The organism is Pseudonocardia sp. 2-7 (genome assembly GCF_056341085.1).
The window spans coordinates 361,771-377,482 of sequence record NZ_CP094507.1; the positions used below are offsets into that span (position 1 = coordinate 361,771).

Sequence of the window (15,712 nt, forward strand, 5' to 3'; positions counted from 1 at the left end):
CCACTGACCGGTGAGCGCGTCCGGGCGACCGGTCGCGTACGGTCGATCACTCTCCGCTGCCGGTCACCGGCGTGCTCGTACCCCCGGCCGGGCGGTGCGGGGACGGGCGGCGCCCACCGTGGGGCCGACGGTCGGCGGGGTGTGGACGGAGCCGGGGACGGCGGACGAGCCGCGTCCCGGTTCGGGCAGGCTGGACGTCGTGCCCGAGTCCTCCACAGCCCCCGTCGCGCCGGACCGGACCGCCGGTGCCGCCGTCCCCCGGGCGGTGTTCCTCGATCTCGACAACACGATCATCGCCGGGTCGAGTGCGCTGGCGTTCGCGCGTCCGTTCGCCCGCGCCGGTCTGATCGACCGCGCGACCGTCCTGCGCGGGGCGTGGGCCCAGCTGCTGCTCGTGCTCGCCGGCGCGGACGCGTCCACGATGGACACCCTGCGCCGGCGGATGGTGCTGGTCTGCCAGGGCTGGGAGGTGGCGCGGGTCCGTGCGATCGTCGCCGAGACGTTGCAGGAGATCGTGGGCCCGCTCGTCTACCCCGAGGCGGTCCGGCTGATCGAGCACCACCGCGCGCAGGGGGCGGAGATCGTGCTGCTGTCGGCGTCGGGGCTGGAGGTCGTCGAGCCGATCGCCGAGCTGGTCGGGATCACGCGCTTCCGGGCGACCCGGATGCACATCGAGGACGGCCGCTACGTCGGGGAGATCGCGTTCTACTGCTACGGCGAGGGCAAGGCCGTCGCTGCCCGGGAGATCGCCGAGGAGCTGGGACTCGACCTCGCGCGGTGCGCCGCCTACACCGACTCGATCACCGACCTGCCGCTGCTGGAGGCGGTCGGGCAGCCGTCCGTGGTGAACCCGGACCGTGAGCTGCGGGCGATCGCCCGTGAGCGGGGGTGGCCGGTGCTCGCGTTCGTGCGCGCCGCCTCCCGCCGGGACCGGCTGTTCCGGCTGCGCGACCGGCTGTCCGATCGGTTCGCGGCCGGGGCCCGCGGTGGTGTCCACGCCGGGCGGGCGACCGAGGGGACCGGCGAGGACACCGGTGGGGCCGGTGCGGGCGGGCTGTGGCGGGACCCGGCGCTGCTCGGTGCGGCGGCGGTCGGCGGGGTGCTCGCGGCGCTGGTGGCGGGGGCGGCCGTAGCCCGGTCCGCCCGCGGTGGCCGCTGACGCGACGGCCGACCTGTGGGCAGGGCGTCGCCGGCCGCGCCGAGCGGCGCGCTGCCCGGCTCGTCCGGCGCCCCCGCCCGTCCCCGCCGCGACTACCGCGGGTCCCCGCCGCGACCACCGCGGACCCGACCGCGTCGCGACCGTCGATCAGTACGCCGATGCTGTCCGGGCAGCCTGCGAGCACGCTCGTGTACTGATCGACACGCGGTGAGCGGACTGCCGGGGGGCGAGGCGCGGGACGGTGCGGAGCGCCCCGAGGAGCGACCGTCGATCAGTACACGACTGCTGCCCGATCGCCGTCGGACAGCGCTGATGCACTGATCGACGGAGCCGTGCGGCTCGGTGGCGGAATCCGGCCGGTGCGGCGTGGCCGGCCGTGCCGGTGCGAGCCGGCCGGCCGTGCCGGTGCGGGTGGCGGGGTGGCCGTGCGGGCAGCGCGGTGCCGGTGCGGGTGGCGGGGTGGCCTTGCGGGCAGCGCGGTGGCGGTGCGGGTAGCGGGGCGGCGACCCGGCGCCGGCAGTGTCGGGCCGGAAAGCGGCCCGGATGCCGCGCGCGACCGCCGTCCGGGCGTCGTCGTGCACCCACCCGGCGGCCGTCGACGGTCACCCTGTGCTGCTGAACCGGTGCATCCCGGTGCGAGGGTTGCCCGCATCACGTTCCGGGTCTACGAAGGAGGCACGGACCCCGGCCGGGCCAGGGGCGTCTCGGAGGAGAAGAGGCGTCTCCCCTGACCGGGCTCCGTACGTGGGAACCGGATCACGTCCACGCCGAGCACGCCGCGGGAGGCATGTCGTCGTGGGCCTGCGAACCGGGACGCCGGGCGCCGAGGCCGCACAACACGACACGTAGTGCACGCCAGGACGCCGGTTCCCACGTCGGGCCGGGTGGCGCCCCTCGGGGCGCCACCCGGCTCTGTCGTGTTCGAGCCCGGCCGGAGTGCGGGAGCCCGACCGGGGGCAGCGCCTCGACCGGGGTGCAGCGGCTCGACCGAGGGCGCGCGAGGCCCGTGCCGAGTGCGGGGCTCAGCCGGACTGCGCGGCGGCGATCGACAGGCCCTCCCGGCCGCCCGCCTCCCACTCCGCGCAGGTGTGGACGATCCAGCGGGCCAGACCGTCGGGCGTCCCGGACGCGAACGCCGCCGCGGCCTCCCGGTACTCCGCGGTGCGGCGCAGGAACCCCACCTCGGGCACCGACAGACCGCGCGGGTCCAGCCCGGTCGACATCGCGGTCAGCCGGGCCGCGGCCCGGGCCACGACGCCGTCGGCGGTGCCGAACGGGGCCAGGGTCAGCAGCTCGCCGTGCACGACGGCGACCAGCACCGGTGCCGGCACGGAGGTGCCCCCGCCGATCAGGTCGGCCAGCGCCGCGAGCCGTCCCGACGTCGCCGGGCGCGGCCTGCCCAGCACCTGCTCGTGCTCGGCGGCGGGCACGAGGTCGCCCGCGGCCAGCACGTGCAGCCGGGCGAGCCCCTGCAGCGGTGCGCGCCCCCAGGTGTCGAGGAGCTTCGCGCGCTCGTCGGCGATCCGGACGGCGCCGGCGAGGACCGGGTCCGAGACGTGGTCGGCGGTGACCGGCCGCAGCGGGGCACCGTCGACCGCGGCGGAGGAGCGGGCCGCGCGCAGGGCGGCCTCGGCCGCCGTCGCGGGCCAGCCGCGCCGGTTGACCGGCTGGTTGTGCACCTCGGTGGCCGCGTCGCGGGCGCGGGAGACCGCCTCGGGGACGCCGGGGAGGGCGGCGAGCGGGGCGAGCGGATCGGCTGCTGCGGGGCGGGCCATGGGCGTCATCGTCCCAACCCGTGGGTTACCGTCGGGTAGTACCCCTGCGGTGCGGACCGCTCGGCGACTGGTCGTGGTGATCCACCGACCGCCGGACGTCCGTCCGTCCACCGCCGGGGGTCCCGCGAACCTCCGTGACGCACCGGGGAGTGGCCCCCGACCTGCGCGGACGGTCAGGTGCAGCCGTCGTGTCCTGTCCGTACCTGTCCCGACAGACGGTGCACGGGCCACGACGTTTCACTAGCGTCATACGGCACACGTGTGCGCACACCGAGTGCGACCGAGGCCGCCACGCCGGCCCGAAGTGACCCGCCGCGTCGAGGAGGACACGAGGACATGGCCGAGTCCGAGAAGAGTTCTGCGCTCAGCGCACTCTCCACCGAGAGCAGGGCGTTCCCGCCGTCGGAGGAGTTCGCGTCGCAGGCGAACGCCACCGCCGACTGGTACGACCGCGCCGACTCCGACCGCGAGGGGTTCTGGGCCGAGCAGGCCGACCGTCTGCACTGGACGACGAAGTGGGACACCGTCCTGGACTGGGAGCCCCCGTTCGCGAAGTGGTTCGTCGGCGGCGAGCTCAACGTCGCCTACAACTGTGCCGACCGGCACGTCGAGGAGGGCAACGGCGACCGCGTCGCCATCCACTGGGAGGGTGAGCCCGGCGACTCCCGCACGATCACCTACGCCGACCTGCAGCGCGAGGTCTCCAAGACCGCGAACGCGCTGACCGAGCTGGGCGTCGGCAAGGGCGACCGGGTCGCCATCCAGCTGCCGATGATCCCCGAGGCCGTGTTCTCGATGCTGGCCTGTGCCCGCCTGGGTGCGCTGCACAGCGTCGTGTTCGGCGGGTTCTCCCCGGGCGCGCTCAAGGCGCGCATCGAGGACGCCGAGGCCAAGGTGCTGATCACCAGCGACGGCCAGTACCGCCGCGGCAAGCCGGCTCCGATGAAGGAGAACACCGACGAGGCGGTCGAGGGCACCTCGATCGAGAAGGTCCTCGTCGTGAAGCGGACCGAGACCGACGTGCCGTGGACCGACGGCCGGGACGTGTGGTGGCACGACGCCGTCGACGGTGCCTCCGACCAGCACACCCCGGAGTCCTTCGACTCCGAGCACCCGCTGTTCATCCTCTACACCTCGGGCACCACCGGGAAGCCGAAGGGCATCCTGCACACCTCCGGCGGCTACCTCACGCAGTCCGCCTACACCCACAACGTGGTGTTCGACCACAAGCCGGGCGAGAGCGTCTACTGGTGCACCGCCGACATCGGCTGGGTCACCGGGCACACCTACATCGTCTACGGGCCGCTCGCGAACGGCGCCACGCAGGTGATGTACGAGGGCACGCCGAACACCCCGCACGAGGGCCGGCACTGGGAGATCGTCGACAAGTACAAGGTCTCGATCTACTACACCGCCCCGACGCTGATCCGCACGTTCATGAAGTGGGGCGAGGACATCCCCGCGAAGTACGACTTGTCCTCGCTGAAGGTGCTCGGCACGGTCGGCGAGCCGATCAACCCCGAGGCCTGGATGTGGTTCCGGGAGAAGATCGGCAAGGAGAACTGCCCGATCGTCGACACCTGGTGGCAGACCGAGACCGGCTCGCAGATGATCGCGCCGCTCCCGGGCGTCACCGCGACCAAGCCGGGCTCGGCCATGCGTGCGCTGCCGGGCATCTCCGCCACGGTCGTCGACGACACCGGCACCCCGGTCGGCAACGGCGAGGGCGGCTACCTGGTCCTCGACAAGCCGTGGCCGTCGATGCTGCGCGGCATCTGGGGCGACACCGAGCGCTACAAGGACACCTACTGGTCCCGCTTCGCCGAGCAGGGCTACTACTTCGCCGGTGACGGCGCCAAGTACGACGACGACGGCGCCATCTGGCTGCTCGGCCGCGTCGACGACGTCATGAACATCTCCGGGCACCGCATCTCGACCACCGAGGTGGAGTCGGCGCTGGTCAGCCACCCGACGGTCGCCGAGGCCGCGGTCGTGGGCGCCTCGGACGAGACCACCGGCCAGGGGATCGTCGCGTTCGTGATCCTGCGCGGGAGCGCGTCGAAGGACGAGGCGAAGGGCGAGGAGGCCATCAAGGCGCTCCGCGACCACGTCTCCAAGGAGATCGGCCCGATCGCCAAGCCGCGCCAGATCCTGGTCGTGGAGGAGCTGCCGAAGACCCGCTCCGGCAAGATCATGCGCCGCCTGCTGCGCGACGTCGCCGAGAACCGGGACGTCGGCGACGTCTCGACCCTCGCCGACTCGTCGGTGATGGACCTGATCTCGTCCGGCATGAGCGAGTCCAAGGAGGACTGACCCTCCGGTCCCGGTGGCCCCGGGTCCCGTGCTCACCGCACGGGGCCCGGGGCCGATCGGCGACACTGGTCGGTGTGGACGACCCGATCGAGGTGCGGCGGGGCTTCGTCGTGCCCGCCCGCGAGCTGCACTGGCGGTTCTCCCGTGCCTCGGGGCCCGGTGGGCAGGGCGTCAACACCACCGACTCGCGGGTGGAGCTGTCCTTCGACCTCGCGGCCTCGCCGAGCGTCCCCGACGACCTGCGCGACCGCGCCCTGTCACGGCTGGCGAACCGGCTCGTCGACGGCGTGCTGACCGTCGTCGCCTCCGAGCACCGCAGCCAGCTCCGCAACCGCGAGGCCGCCCGCGGGCGGCTCGCGACCCTGCTCGCTGAGGCGACCGCGGCGGCCCCGCGCACCCGTCGCCCGACCCGCCCGACGCGCGGTTCGCAGCGTCGCAGGCTCGACGCCAAGAACCGGCGCGGTCAGATCAAGAAACTGCGCGGCCGCCCGGACGAGTGAGGCCGTGTCCCCGGCGTGGCGCAGCCGAGCGGGTCGCCGGGCCCCGTGGCACGATGGCGGCTCACCGAACGACGGCCGTCCGGGGGATCCCCAGCGCCCCGGGCAGGCGAGTGCACCAGCAGGAGGGAAGACGGTGGCCAGCAACAGCCAGTCGGGCAACGCGGAGGTTCCGCCGGTCCTGCCCTCGATCCCGCTCACCAACGAGCCGGGGCCGCGCGACGCGTCCCTCGGTGCCCTCGCGAAGGACGTCACCACCCACCTCTCCACCCTGGTCCGGTCGGAGGTGGAGCTCGCCAAGGCCGAGGTCACGGCCGAGGTGAAGAAGGGCGTGCAGGGCAGCGTCTTCTTCGTGATCGCGGCGGTGGTCGGGCTGTTCAGCCTGTTCTACCTGTTCTTCACCCTGGCCGAGTTCCTGTCGCTGTGGCTCAACCGCGCCGCGGGCTTCGGGATCACGTTCCTGTTCATGCTGCTCGTCGCCGGCCTGTTCGGCTTCCTCGGCTACCTGCGGGTCCGCAAGATCCGCAAGCCCGAGCGCACCATCGACTCGCTCAAGGACTCCGCCCAGGTGCTCGCCCAGCGCGGTCACCGCGGTGACCGCGACAACGTCCGCGAGATCGCCGACGGCACCTCCGGGCGGCACGCCGCCGCGGGCTGATCCGGCGTGTCCGCGGCGACCGGTACCCCGCCCGACCCCTCGGTCGTCCGGGTGCCCGGTCCGTGGACGCACCGTGCGGTGTCGGCCAACGGCATCCGCATCCACCTCGCCGAGTACGGCCCGCCGACCGGCCCGCTGGTCGTGCTGCTGCACGGCTTCCCGGAGTTCTGGTGGACCTGGCGCCACCAGCTCCTCGCCCTCGGCGACGCCGGCTACCGGGTCGTCGCGCCCGACCTGCGCGGCTACGGCGGCACCGACAAGACCCCCCGCGGCTACGACCTGTGGACTCTCGCCGGTGACTGCGCCGGGCTGATCCGGGCGCTGGGGGAGCCGCGTGCCCACGTCGTCGGGCACGACTGGGGTGCCGCGATCGGCTGGACGGTGGCGACGCTGCACCCGCGGCTGGTCGTCTCGCTCACCGGGCTCGGGGCGCCGCACCCGGTCGTGATGCGTGACGCGGTGCTGCGCGACCCGCTCGGGCAGGGTCGCGCGAGCCGCTACATGGCCGGGTTCCAGCTGCCGCGGCTGCCGGAGCGTTCGCTGCGTGCCGACGGCGGCGCCCGGGTCGGGCGGATCATGCGGGCGTGGGCGGGTCCGGAGTGGGTCGCCACCACCGACTTCGGCGACGCCGTCGCCCGCAACGCGGAGGCGATGCGGATCTCCACCGTCGCCCACTGCAGCCTCGAGTACTACCGCTGGTCGATGCGTTCCCAGGTGCGCCCCGACGGCCGCCGGTTCGCCCGCGAGCTCTCCCGGCCGGTCGGGGTGCCGGTGCTGCAGGTGCACGGCGCCGACGACCCGTGCGTGCTCGACACCACCATGCGCGGCGACGAGCGGTTCGCCGGCGGCGGGCTGACCCACCACACGCTCCCGGCCACCGGGCACTTCCCGCAGCAGGAGCACCCCACCCACGTCACCGCGCTGATCGGGGCCCACCTGCAACGCTGCGACGGCTGAGCGGACACCGGTTCCCCGTTGTCCGACGTGCACGGATACGCTCGGCCACCGTGCGGATCCTGATCGTGGGAAGCGGTGCGCGTGAGCACGCCATCGCCGTGGCTCTGGCGCAGGACCCGGAGGTGACGGCGCTCGCTGTCGCCCCGGGCAACGCGGGGACGGCCGCGGTGTCCGAGCAGCTCGGGCTCGACGTCACCGACAACGGCGCCGTCGTCGACGTGGCGCGGACCTGGCAGGCGGACCTGGTGGTGGTCGGGCCGGAGGGCCCGCTGGTCAACGGTGCGGCCGACGCGGTGCGCGAGGCCGGCATCCCCTGCTTCGGTCCGAGCGCCGAGGCGGCTCGGATCGAGGGGTCCAAGGCGTTCGCGAAGGCCGTCATGAGCGCGGCCGGGGTGCCGACGGCCTCGTCGGTCGTCGTCGACAACCCGGCGCACCTCGACACCGCGCTGTCGGTGTTCACCCCGCCCTACGTCGTCAAGGACGACGGGCTGGCCGCGGGCAAGGGCGTCGTCGTGTCCGGCGACATCGAGGTGGCCCGCGCGCACGCCCTCGGGCTGCTCGACGCCGGCCACCCGGCGCTGCTGGAGTCCTTTCTCGACGGGCCCGAGGCGTCGCTGTTCTGCCTCGTCGACGGCGCCACCGTGGTGCCGCTGCTGCCCGCGCAGGACTTCAAGCGCGTCGGCGACGACGACTCCGGCCCCAACACCGGCGGCATGGGCGCCTACTGCCCGCTGCCCTGGGCGGGCGAGGACCTCGCCGAGGAGTTGGTCGCCCGGGTCGTCGCGCCGGTCGCCGAGGAGATGGTGCGCCGCGGCACCCCGTTCGCCGGGCTGCTCTACGCCGGTCTCGCGCTGACCTCGCAGGGCCCCGCGGTCATCGAGTTCAACTGCCGCTTCGGGGACCCGGAGACCCAGGCCGTGCTGGCGCTGCTGCGCACCCCGCTGTCGCAGCTGCTGCTCGCCACCGCGACCGGCACCCTCGCCGACCAGCCCGCGATCGAGTGGGCCGACGGGTCGGCGGTGACGGTCGTCGTCGCCGCGGAGGGCTACCCGGCCACCCCGCGGCTCGGTGACGTCATCACCGGTGCCGAGGGGGAGGGCGTGCTGCACGCCGGTACCCGTCGCCGCGAGGACGGCGCGGTCGTCTCCTCCGGCGGGCGCGTCCTGTCGGTCGTGGGCACCGGCTCCGACCTCGCCGCCGCCCGGGCCGAGGCCTACGCCCGGCTGGAGCCGGTCCGCCTCGCGGGCTCGCACCACCGCACCGACATCGGGCTGAAGGCCGAGCGCGGAGAGGTCAGCGTGCCCGTCGCGCAGGCCTGATGTTGCGCGGGTGTTACCGCCGTATGGCGTAACCCCAATAGTCCGAATGGCCTGACCTGGCCCTCCGTTCCCGGTTGTTCGATGATCATGAAGAGCCGGTAAAACCGGACACCAGGGTTTGATCTCCACCGGTCCGTCGAGGAATCGTCCTGTGACACAGGGACACAGCCCGTGTCCCTGAACCACAGGAGGATCACCATGGCCCACGCTCCCCAGCAGGCCCGTCGTCGTCGCGCCCTCGCCCTCGTGGGTGGCGTCGTCGCCGCGCCGCTCGCCGCCCTGGCGCTCACCGGCACCGCGCAGGCGGCCGAGCTGACCCCGGTCGCCGAGTACCTCGACGACACCGTCGCCGACACCGACGCGCAGATCGGCGCCGTCGTCGACGCCCTGGGCTTCGAGGCCGAGTGACACCGGGCGGGCCCCGCGCCCGCCCCGGTTCGTGACCGACCGCGCGCCCGGGAGTGGGCTCCCGCCCGGGCGCGCGGTCCGGTCCCGTGCGGGGCCGCCGCCTAGGCTCGGCGGCGTGACCCGCCTGACCGTCGCCGCCCGTGCCGCCGTCGCCCCGTTCCACGTCATGGACGTCTGGGCGGCCGCCGCCGAACGGGCCCGCACCCACGGCGACCTGATCAACCTGTCGGCCGGGCAGCCGTCGACCCCGGCGCCGGAACCCGTGCGCGCGGCCGCCGTCGCCGCGGTGCAGTCGGAGGTGCTCGGCTACACCGTCGCCCCCGGCATCGCGGAGCTGCGCGAGGCCGTCGCCGGGCACTACCGGCGCACCCGGGAGCTGGAGGTCGACCCGGGCGACGTCGTGCTCACCACCGGGTCCTCCGGCGGGTTCCTGCTGGCCTTCCTCGCCGCGTTCGACGCGGGTGACCGCGTCGCCATGGCCCGCCCCGGCTACCCCTGCTACCGCAACATCCTCGCCGCGCTGGGCTGCGAGGTCGTCGAGCTGCCGTGCGGGCCGGCGACCCGGTTCCAGCCCACCGTGGAGATGCTGGAGGCGCTCGACGAGCCGGTGAAGGGCCTGATCGTGGCCAGCCCGGCGAACCCCACCGGAACCGTCCTCGACCCCGCCGAGCTGGCGGCGCTCGCGTCGTACTGCGAGGAGCGCGGCATCCAGCTCGTCAGCGACGAGATCTACCACGGCATCACGTTCCCGGGCAGCCCCGCGACGAGCAGCGCCTGGGAGACCTCGCGGGAGGCCGTGCTGGTCAACTCGTTCTCGAAGTACTTCTCGATGACCGGCTGGCGCCTCGGCTGGCTGGTGTGCCCGCCGCGGCTGCGCCGCACCGTGGAGGGGCTGGCCGGCAACTTCACCGTCTGCCCGCCCGCGCTGCCCCAGCACGCGGCGCTCGCCGCGTTCGACGAGGCGAGCTACGCCGAGGCCGACTCCCACGTCGTGCGCTACGGCCGTAACCGGGACCTGCTGCTCGACGGCCTGCGCGGGCTCGGGATCACCCGGCTCGCCCCCGCCGACGGCGCGTTCTACGTCTACGCCGACATCGCGCACCTGCTGCGCGAGGGCGAGGACTCGATGGCCCTGACCTACCGGCTGCTCGCCGACACCGGCATCGCCGTCGCACCGGGGCAGGACTTCGACCCGGTCGACGGCGGCGCCTACATCCGCTTCTCCGGCGCCGGGACGCCCGAGGGCATCACCGAGGCGCTGGAGCGGCTGCGGGCCTGGGTCTGAGCCGGCCTCAGAGCACCAGCTCGGGCTTCACCGCCGTCGCCGTCCACACCCGCTTGCGGTATGCCGCGAACGTCGCCAGCGCCAGCGCCCCGGCGAACCAGGCCAGCAGCACCGGCACCGCCGTCCCGACGACACCGGCCAGCTCACCGCCGTACATCAGGTGGCGCAGTGCGTCGACGGCGTAGCCCATCGGCATCACGTGGTGCACCGGGTAGAGCGGCCCGGGGATGGTCTGCCACGGGAACGTTCCGCCCGCCGAGACGAGCTGCAGCACCATCAGGACGAGCCCGAGGAACTGCCCGACCGCGCCGAGCAGGGCGTTGAGGGCGTGCACGATCGCGGTGAACGTCATCGAGGTCAGCCACAGCAGCGCCAGCGTCGCGAACGGGTGCACCGGGGTGATCCCCAGCAGCAGCGACACCACCGCGTACATGCCGGTGACCTGCACGACTCCCAGCAGGCCGGCCGGGATCCAGCCGCCCAGCGCGATGCGCAGCGGGCTCTGCCCGGCCGCGATCGCCCGTCGGGACAGGGGCTGGACCAGCAGGAACAGCACGTAGCCGCCGATCCAGGTGGCGAGTGCCATGAAGAACGGGGCCAGCCCGGCGCCGTAGGTGTCGGCCTGGGAGTAGGCGACGTCGCGGGTGGCGACGGGGTCGCCGATGTTCGCGGCGGTGGCCTCCCGGACGCCCGGGGCCGGGTTCGGGATGTCGTCCAGGCCCGAGGCCAGGCCGTCGTGCAGCCGCGTCGCGCCGGTGGCGAGCTCACCGGTGCCCGAGTCGAGCCGGCGCGCCCCGTCGGCGAGCCGGTCGGTCCCGTCGACCGCGGTGCGCTCCCCGTCGGCGAGCCGGTCCGCCCCGGTCCGCAGCGCCGTGGCGCCGGTGGACAGCTGCGTGGCGCCGTCGGAGAGCCTCCGGACGCCGCCGGACAGCTCGGTCGCGCCGTCGCGCAGGGCCCCGGCGCCGTCGGCGGCGCTCGCGATGCCCTGGCTGAGCTGCGGGGCCGACGCGGCGAGCTGCTCGGCGCCGTCGGCGACCTGCCCCGCGCCGGAACCGAGGCGGTCGAGCTGCCCGGACACCTGCTGGACGCGGGCATTGCCGTCGACCAGCGGCTGCTTCGCGGTCGCCAGCGCGGCCAGGGCCTGCTGGACCTGCTCGTCGGTGAACCCGCGCTCGCGCAGGCCCGCCGCGATGGTGCCGTCGGCGGCGTCGAGCTGGTCGGCCAGCCGGGCACTCTCCTGCGCGACCCGGTCCCCGGCCGCGGCCAGCTGCGCGTTGCCGTCGGCGACCTGGCGGGCGCCGTCGGCGAGGCGCCGCGACTGCGCGGGCAGGTCGGCGGTGGCCCGGCGCAGGGTGCCCAGCCCGGTCGCGAGCTCCCCGGCGCCCGCGGACAGCCGGTCCGCGCCGGACGCGGCGGTGCCCGCCCCGGTGGCGAGGGTCCCGGCCCCGGTCGCGAGCTCGCCCGCGCCGCCGGAGAGCTGCTGGGCGCCGTCGAGGAGCGTGCGCTGCCCGGTCGCCAGCTCACCGGCGCCGGACGCCAGCCGGGCGGCCCCGTCGTGGGCGGTGGCCGCGCCGTCGGCGAGCCTCCCGGCGCCGTCCGCGGCCTCCTGGGTCCTCGTGTGGATGGTGGAGAAGCCGGTGAGGAACCGGTCCGCGGCCTGCGTCCCGACCTCCTTGGCGACCGATTCGCGGACCCGGGTGGTGAGGGTGTCGGCGATCGTGCGGGCCAGGTAGTTGTTGGCGTCGTTGGTGGTGAGCACGAGGATCCCCTGGCGCGGGGTGAACTCGCCGGAGGACTGCAGGGCCGCGGTGAAGTCGCGCGGGATCGTCACGGCGAAGGTGTAGACGTTGTCGCGCACACCGCGGTCGGCCTCGGCGGCCGAGACCCGGTGGAAGTCGAACGAGCCGGAGTCGGTCAGCTCCGTCGCGACGTCCTGGCCGACGTTCTGTGCCTTCCCGTCGGCGTCGGTGCCGCCCGCGTCGTCGACGACGAGTGCGGCGGGCACCTGGTCCAGGCGGGAGTAGGGGTCGCCGTTGGCGTAGAGGTAGAAGCCCGCGTAGAGCATCGGGATCATCAGCAGCGCGAGCACGGCCAGGACCGGCAGGCGCCCGGCGGTGATCCGCCGCAGCTCGCTGATCGCCATCCGGATCGCGCTCATGAGGTCCGCTCCGTGCTCTCGTCGCCGTCGGTGGTCCCGGGGGTGGGGTCGGGCCCGGGCAGGATCGCCGTACCCGCGTCCTGCGGGGGCTGCCCGGTGCCGGGCGGCGGAGCGTCCGCGGTCCCGGCGGGGCGGCGGCGCAGCAGCCGCCGGGTCCAGCCCTGGGGCAGGTCGTCGGCCCCCTGCGGCGCGACGACGGTCAGCGGCCCCGTCGGGTCCTCGGGCCTGCTGTGCCGCCCGGGGGACGCCGGCAGCGCGCCGGCGTCGCCGCCACCGAGCCGCACCGCGGGCACCCCCAGCAGCGTCGCCGACCCCTCGGTGCAGGTCACGACGACGGCGAACCCGGCGCGGGCGTGCTCGGAGGCCACCTGCCACCAGGTCACCGGGGTGCCGCCGTGCCGGTCCGGCGCGGTCAGCACGAGCACCCGCACCCCGGGCCGGGACGCGGCCAGCGCGGTCATCAGCCCGATCCGCACGGGCGCGGGCACGTCCTCGAACCGCGAGCGCACCCAGCTCTGCGCGCCCCGCGCGCCCAGCCACTCGGTCACCGCCCGCGGGGTGGTGCCGCGACCGGCCATCGCCAGCTCCTCGCCGACGACGGTCCGCAGCGGCAGCACCGGCTCCGGCTCGCTGACCCCGGGCGTGTCGACGACGGCGACGGCGCGGCGCAGGCGGCGCGGGTCGTCGTCGCCGTCGAGGGTGACGGTGCCGTGGTCGGGCCGCATCCGCCCGGCCAGCGCCAGCGCCAGCGCGGTGTGCCCGGAGCCGGGGGTGCCCGCGACCAGCAGCACCGAGCCGGGGACGGCGCGCAGCGAGGTCGGCGGGAGCAGCACCCCGTGGGTGCCGTCGACGGCGAGGCCCTCGGCGACGAGGGCGGCCCCGGGGACGACGGCGGTCTCGGTATCGGGGGCGGGCGAGGGGGCGGAGCTGGTCATGACGGTCCTGCTGTCCTGGGCGCCCCGGGCCGCACGACACCCGGCGATCGCGGGTCCGCGCAGCTCACCGGCACCGGTCGTGGGTCGGAGCCACCGGCGCCCGGCGGTGCGTACGCACGGGCGCGACGGCGGCGGAAGCCTAGGCCGACGCCTGCTCCGGCGTCCGGCCGTCGCCCAGTGTGGACCCGATCGTGCGAGCCGACTTGACCTCGGACGACAGTGAGTTGACCCGGCGCGACACTGTGACGGCGGCGACGAGGGACGCCCGGGGCGCCCGGCCCGGGTGCGCCGGGCACGTCCGGCGCCGGGGCCGCAGGCGACCCGGAGCGCCGGCGGAGGGCGGCGCGGGGTGGGACCGGGGACTCAGCCGCCGAGGGCGGTGCGGGGCAGCGGCGCAGGGCCGCCGGGGGAGCCGGTGCTGGACGGGCCGACCTCGCCGATCCGGTCCAGCGCCGCCCTGATGTGCTTGTCGCCGACGTCGCGGTGGGTCATCAGCCGCAGCTTGCCCGCGATGGCGCCGGCGCGGACACCGGCCTCGGCGAACGCGGCGATCGTGCCGCGCACGTCGGCCACGTCCACCAGCACGATGTTGGTCTGCGGCTCACGGACCCGCCAGCCGCGCTCGCGCAGTCCGGCGGCGAGCCGCGTCGCGAGGTCGTGGTCCTCGGCGAGCCGGTCGACGTCCTCCAGCGCGACGAGGCCGGCCGCGGCCAGCACCCCGCCCTGCCGGACGCCGCCGCCGAGCATCTTGCGCAGCCGCCGGGCGTGCTCGACGAACTCCGCCGACCCCGCGACGACCGACCCGACCGGCGCGCCGAGTCCCTTGGACAGGCACACCGCGACCGTGTCGGCGCCGACGGTCAGCGCGCCCGGCGGGACCCCGAGCGCGACGGCGGCGTTCCACAGCCGGGCGCCGTCGAGGTGCACCGAGAGCCGGGCGGCCCGCGCCGCGGCGGCGACGGAGGCGTGCTCCTCCGGTGCGGTCACGGTGCCGCCCGCGGAGTTGTGGGTGTTCTCCAGGCACAGCAGCACCGGGCGCAGGGAGGCGTAGAAGCCGTCGTCGGCGGCGGCCCGGCGCACGGCGGACGCGGTGACCTTGCCAGGTCCCGCGTCGTGCGGCAGCGGCCGCGGCATCCCGCCGGCCAGCCACGCGGCCGTGCCCAGCTCGAAGTCGAGCACGTGCGCGCCCTGGGGGGCGAGGAAGGAGTCGCCGCGGCCGAGCCGGCTCATCAGCGCGATCAGGTTCGCCATCGAGCCGGTGGGCGTCCACAGCGCATCGGCGGCGCCGAGCAGGCCGGCGACCCGTTCCTCCAGCTCGCGCATGGTGGGGTCGCCGTCGAGCACGTCGTCGCCGACCTCGGCCTCGGCCATCGCCCGGCGCATCGCCTCGGTCGGCAGCGTGACGGTGTCCGATCGCAGGTCGACGGGCTCGCCGGGGGCCGGGGCGGCCGCCGCCCCGCGCGCACCACCGCGCGGTGACCAGCGGCTTCTGGGTGACGGACGCACACCACCAGTGTGTTCCATCGCCGCGGCGGTGAGAACGGCAGGGTCACGAAACGGTCACGGTCACCCCGTCCGACCTGGGCGTCGAGTCCGGTATCTCACTCGTCCGGACGGGTCCCGTCTTGGCACTATGTGGCGATGGCGGCCCCGAAGCAGACCGAGAAGGGTGAGCGTCGCCGCGCCCTGCTCGTCGCGGCGGCCGCGGAGCTGCTCGCCGAGAGCGGGTTCGACGCGATCCGCCACCGTGCCGTCGCCGAGCGCGCCGGGGTGCCGCTGGCGGCCACGACCTACTACTTCTCCTCGCTGGAGGACCTGGTGTCCGCCGCGCTCGACCGGCTCGCGCACACCGAGCTGGCCGACGCCCACGACTGCCTCGCCCGGCGCGACGACCCGGCCGAGATCGTGCTCGACCTGCTCCTCGGGCCGCGCTCGCGCACCGGCGGCCTCGACGCCGTCCTGGGCCGGTTCGAGCGGCTGATCGGGTCCGGCCGGCGCCCGTTCCTGGCCGGGCTGCTGCGCGCCCAGCGCGTCGAGTTCGACGCCCTGCTCGACGAGGCCCTCACCCGCGCGACCGGCCGTCGACCGGGGCCGGGGGAGGTCCGCAGGCTCACCGCGCTCGTCGACGGCGTCGTGCTCACCGCGCTGATCGAGGCCGACCCCGACCCGCGCGCGGTCGGCCGGGAGGCGCTGCGCGAGGTGCTGGAGTCCCTGCCCCGGGTGTGAGGCCGCGCTCCCGCCGGTCACA

General features: G+C 75.3%; 13 protein-coding genes. 9 read left to right on the forward strand and 4 right to left on the reverse strand.

Features of this window, described 5'->3' with window-relative positions; all coding sequences use genetic code 11:
- The first annotated feature begins 199 nt into the window (after window positions 1-199).
- A complete protein-coding gene (locus MTO91_RS01860; protein WP_476653500.1) occupies window positions 200-1,159 on the forward strand; it encodes an HAD family hydrolase in 960 nt (319 codons plus the stop codon).
- Window positions 1,160-2,181: 1,022 nt separating this feature from the next.
- Here the strand turns inward: MTO91_RS01860 and MTO91_RS01865 are convergent.
- A complete protein-coding gene (locus MTO91_RS01865; RefSeq protein ID WP_208823431.1) occupies window positions 2,182-2,934 on the reverse strand; it encodes an oxidoreductase in 753 nt (250 codons plus the stop codon).
- Window positions 2,935-3,270: 336 nt separating this feature from the next.
- On the opposite strand from MTO91_RS01865, the gene acs reads away from it, so the two are divergent.
- From acs to MTO91_RS01900, 7 genes are all read left to right on the forward strand, one after another.
- Complete coding sequence (gene acs, locus MTO91_RS01870) at window positions 3,271-5,247, forward strand: acetate--CoA ligase (RefSeq protein WP_405420072.1); 1,977 nt, start codon at window positions 3,271-3,273, stop codon at window positions 5,245-5,247.
- Between the two features lie 74 nt (window positions 5,248-5,321).
- Entirely contained in the window at window positions 5,322-5,747 is a 426-nt protein-coding gene (gene arfB, locus MTO91_RS01875) for an alternative ribosome rescue aminoacyl-tRNA hydrolase ArfB (RefSeq protein WP_476653502.1), read from the forward strand.
- Between the two features lie 133 nt (window positions 5,748-5,880).
- Window positions 5,881-6,402 (forward strand): phage holin family protein, encoded by a 522-nt coding sequence (locus MTO91_RS01880; protein WP_073575814.1) that lies wholly within the window; start codon window positions 5,881-5,883, stop codon window positions 6,400-6,402.
- Window positions 6,403-6,408: 6 nt separating this feature from the next.
- A complete protein-coding gene (locus tag MTO91_RS01885) occupies window positions 6,409-7,359 on the forward strand; it encodes an alpha/beta fold hydrolase (RefSeq protein ID WP_476653504.1) in 951 nt (316 codons plus the stop codon).
- A gap of 50 nt (window positions 7,360-7,409) precedes the next feature.
- Window positions 7,410-8,678: a phosphoribosylamine--glycine ligase gene (purD, locus tag MTO91_RS01890; RefSeq protein WP_405420065.1), complete on the forward strand. Its 1,269-nt coding sequence runs from the start codon at window positions 7,410-7,412 to the stop codon at window positions 8,676-8,678.
- 198 nt (window positions 8,679-8,876) lie between these two features.
- The gene (locus MTO91_RS01895; protein ID WP_139282823.1) at window positions 8,877-9,086 is read left to right on the forward strand and encodes a hypothetical protein; all 210 of its coding nucleotides are present in this window, start codon (window positions 8,877-8,879) and stop codon (window positions 9,084-9,086) included.
- 166 nt (window positions 9,087-9,252) lie between these two features.
- Window positions 9,253-10,371, forward strand: coding sequence for an aminotransferase class I/II-fold pyridoxal phosphate-dependent enzyme (locus tag MTO91_RS01900; protein ID WP_202416648.1), 1,119 nt, complete (start codon window positions 9,253-9,255; stop codon window positions 10,369-10,371).
- A 7-nt stretch (window positions 10,372-10,378) separates the two neighbouring features.
- Here MTO91_RS01900 and MTO91_RS01905 read toward each other — a convergent pair whose 3' ends face one another.
- The 3 genes from MTO91_RS01905 to MTO91_RS01915 all read right to left on the reverse strand — a co-directional run bounded on the left by MTO91_RS01905 (window position 10,379) and on the right by MTO91_RS01915 (window position 14,883).
- Window positions 10,379-12,529 carry a YhgE/Pip family protein gene (locus MTO91_RS01905; protein ID WP_476653506.1) on the reverse strand — a complete coding sequence of 717 codons (2,151 nt, stop codon included), beginning with the start codon at window positions 12,527-12,529 and terminating at the stop codon, window positions 10,379-10,381.
- Window positions 12,526-13,464 (reverse strand): ATP-binding cassette domain-containing protein, encoded by a 939-nt coding sequence (locus tag MTO91_RS01910; protein WP_476653508.1) that lies wholly within the window; start codon window positions 13,462-13,464, stop codon window positions 12,526-12,528. The genes MTO91_RS01905 and MTO91_RS01910 overlap by 4 nt, the downstream gene beginning before the upstream one ends.
- Window positions 13,465-13,827: 363 nt before the next feature.
- Entirely contained in the window at window positions 13,828-14,883 is a 1,056-nt protein-coding gene (locus MTO91_RS01915; protein WP_285898348.1) for a threonine aldolase family protein, read from the reverse strand.
- 222 nt (window positions 14,884-15,105) lie between these two features.
- Here MTO91_RS01915 and MTO91_RS01920 point away from each other — a divergent pair, with 222 nt between their 5' ends.
- Entirely contained in the window at window positions 15,106-15,690 is a 585-nt protein-coding gene (locus tag MTO91_RS01920) for a TetR/AcrR family transcriptional regulator (protein ID WP_251783069.1), read from the forward strand.
- Window positions 15,691-15,712 lie beyond the last annotated feature (22 nt).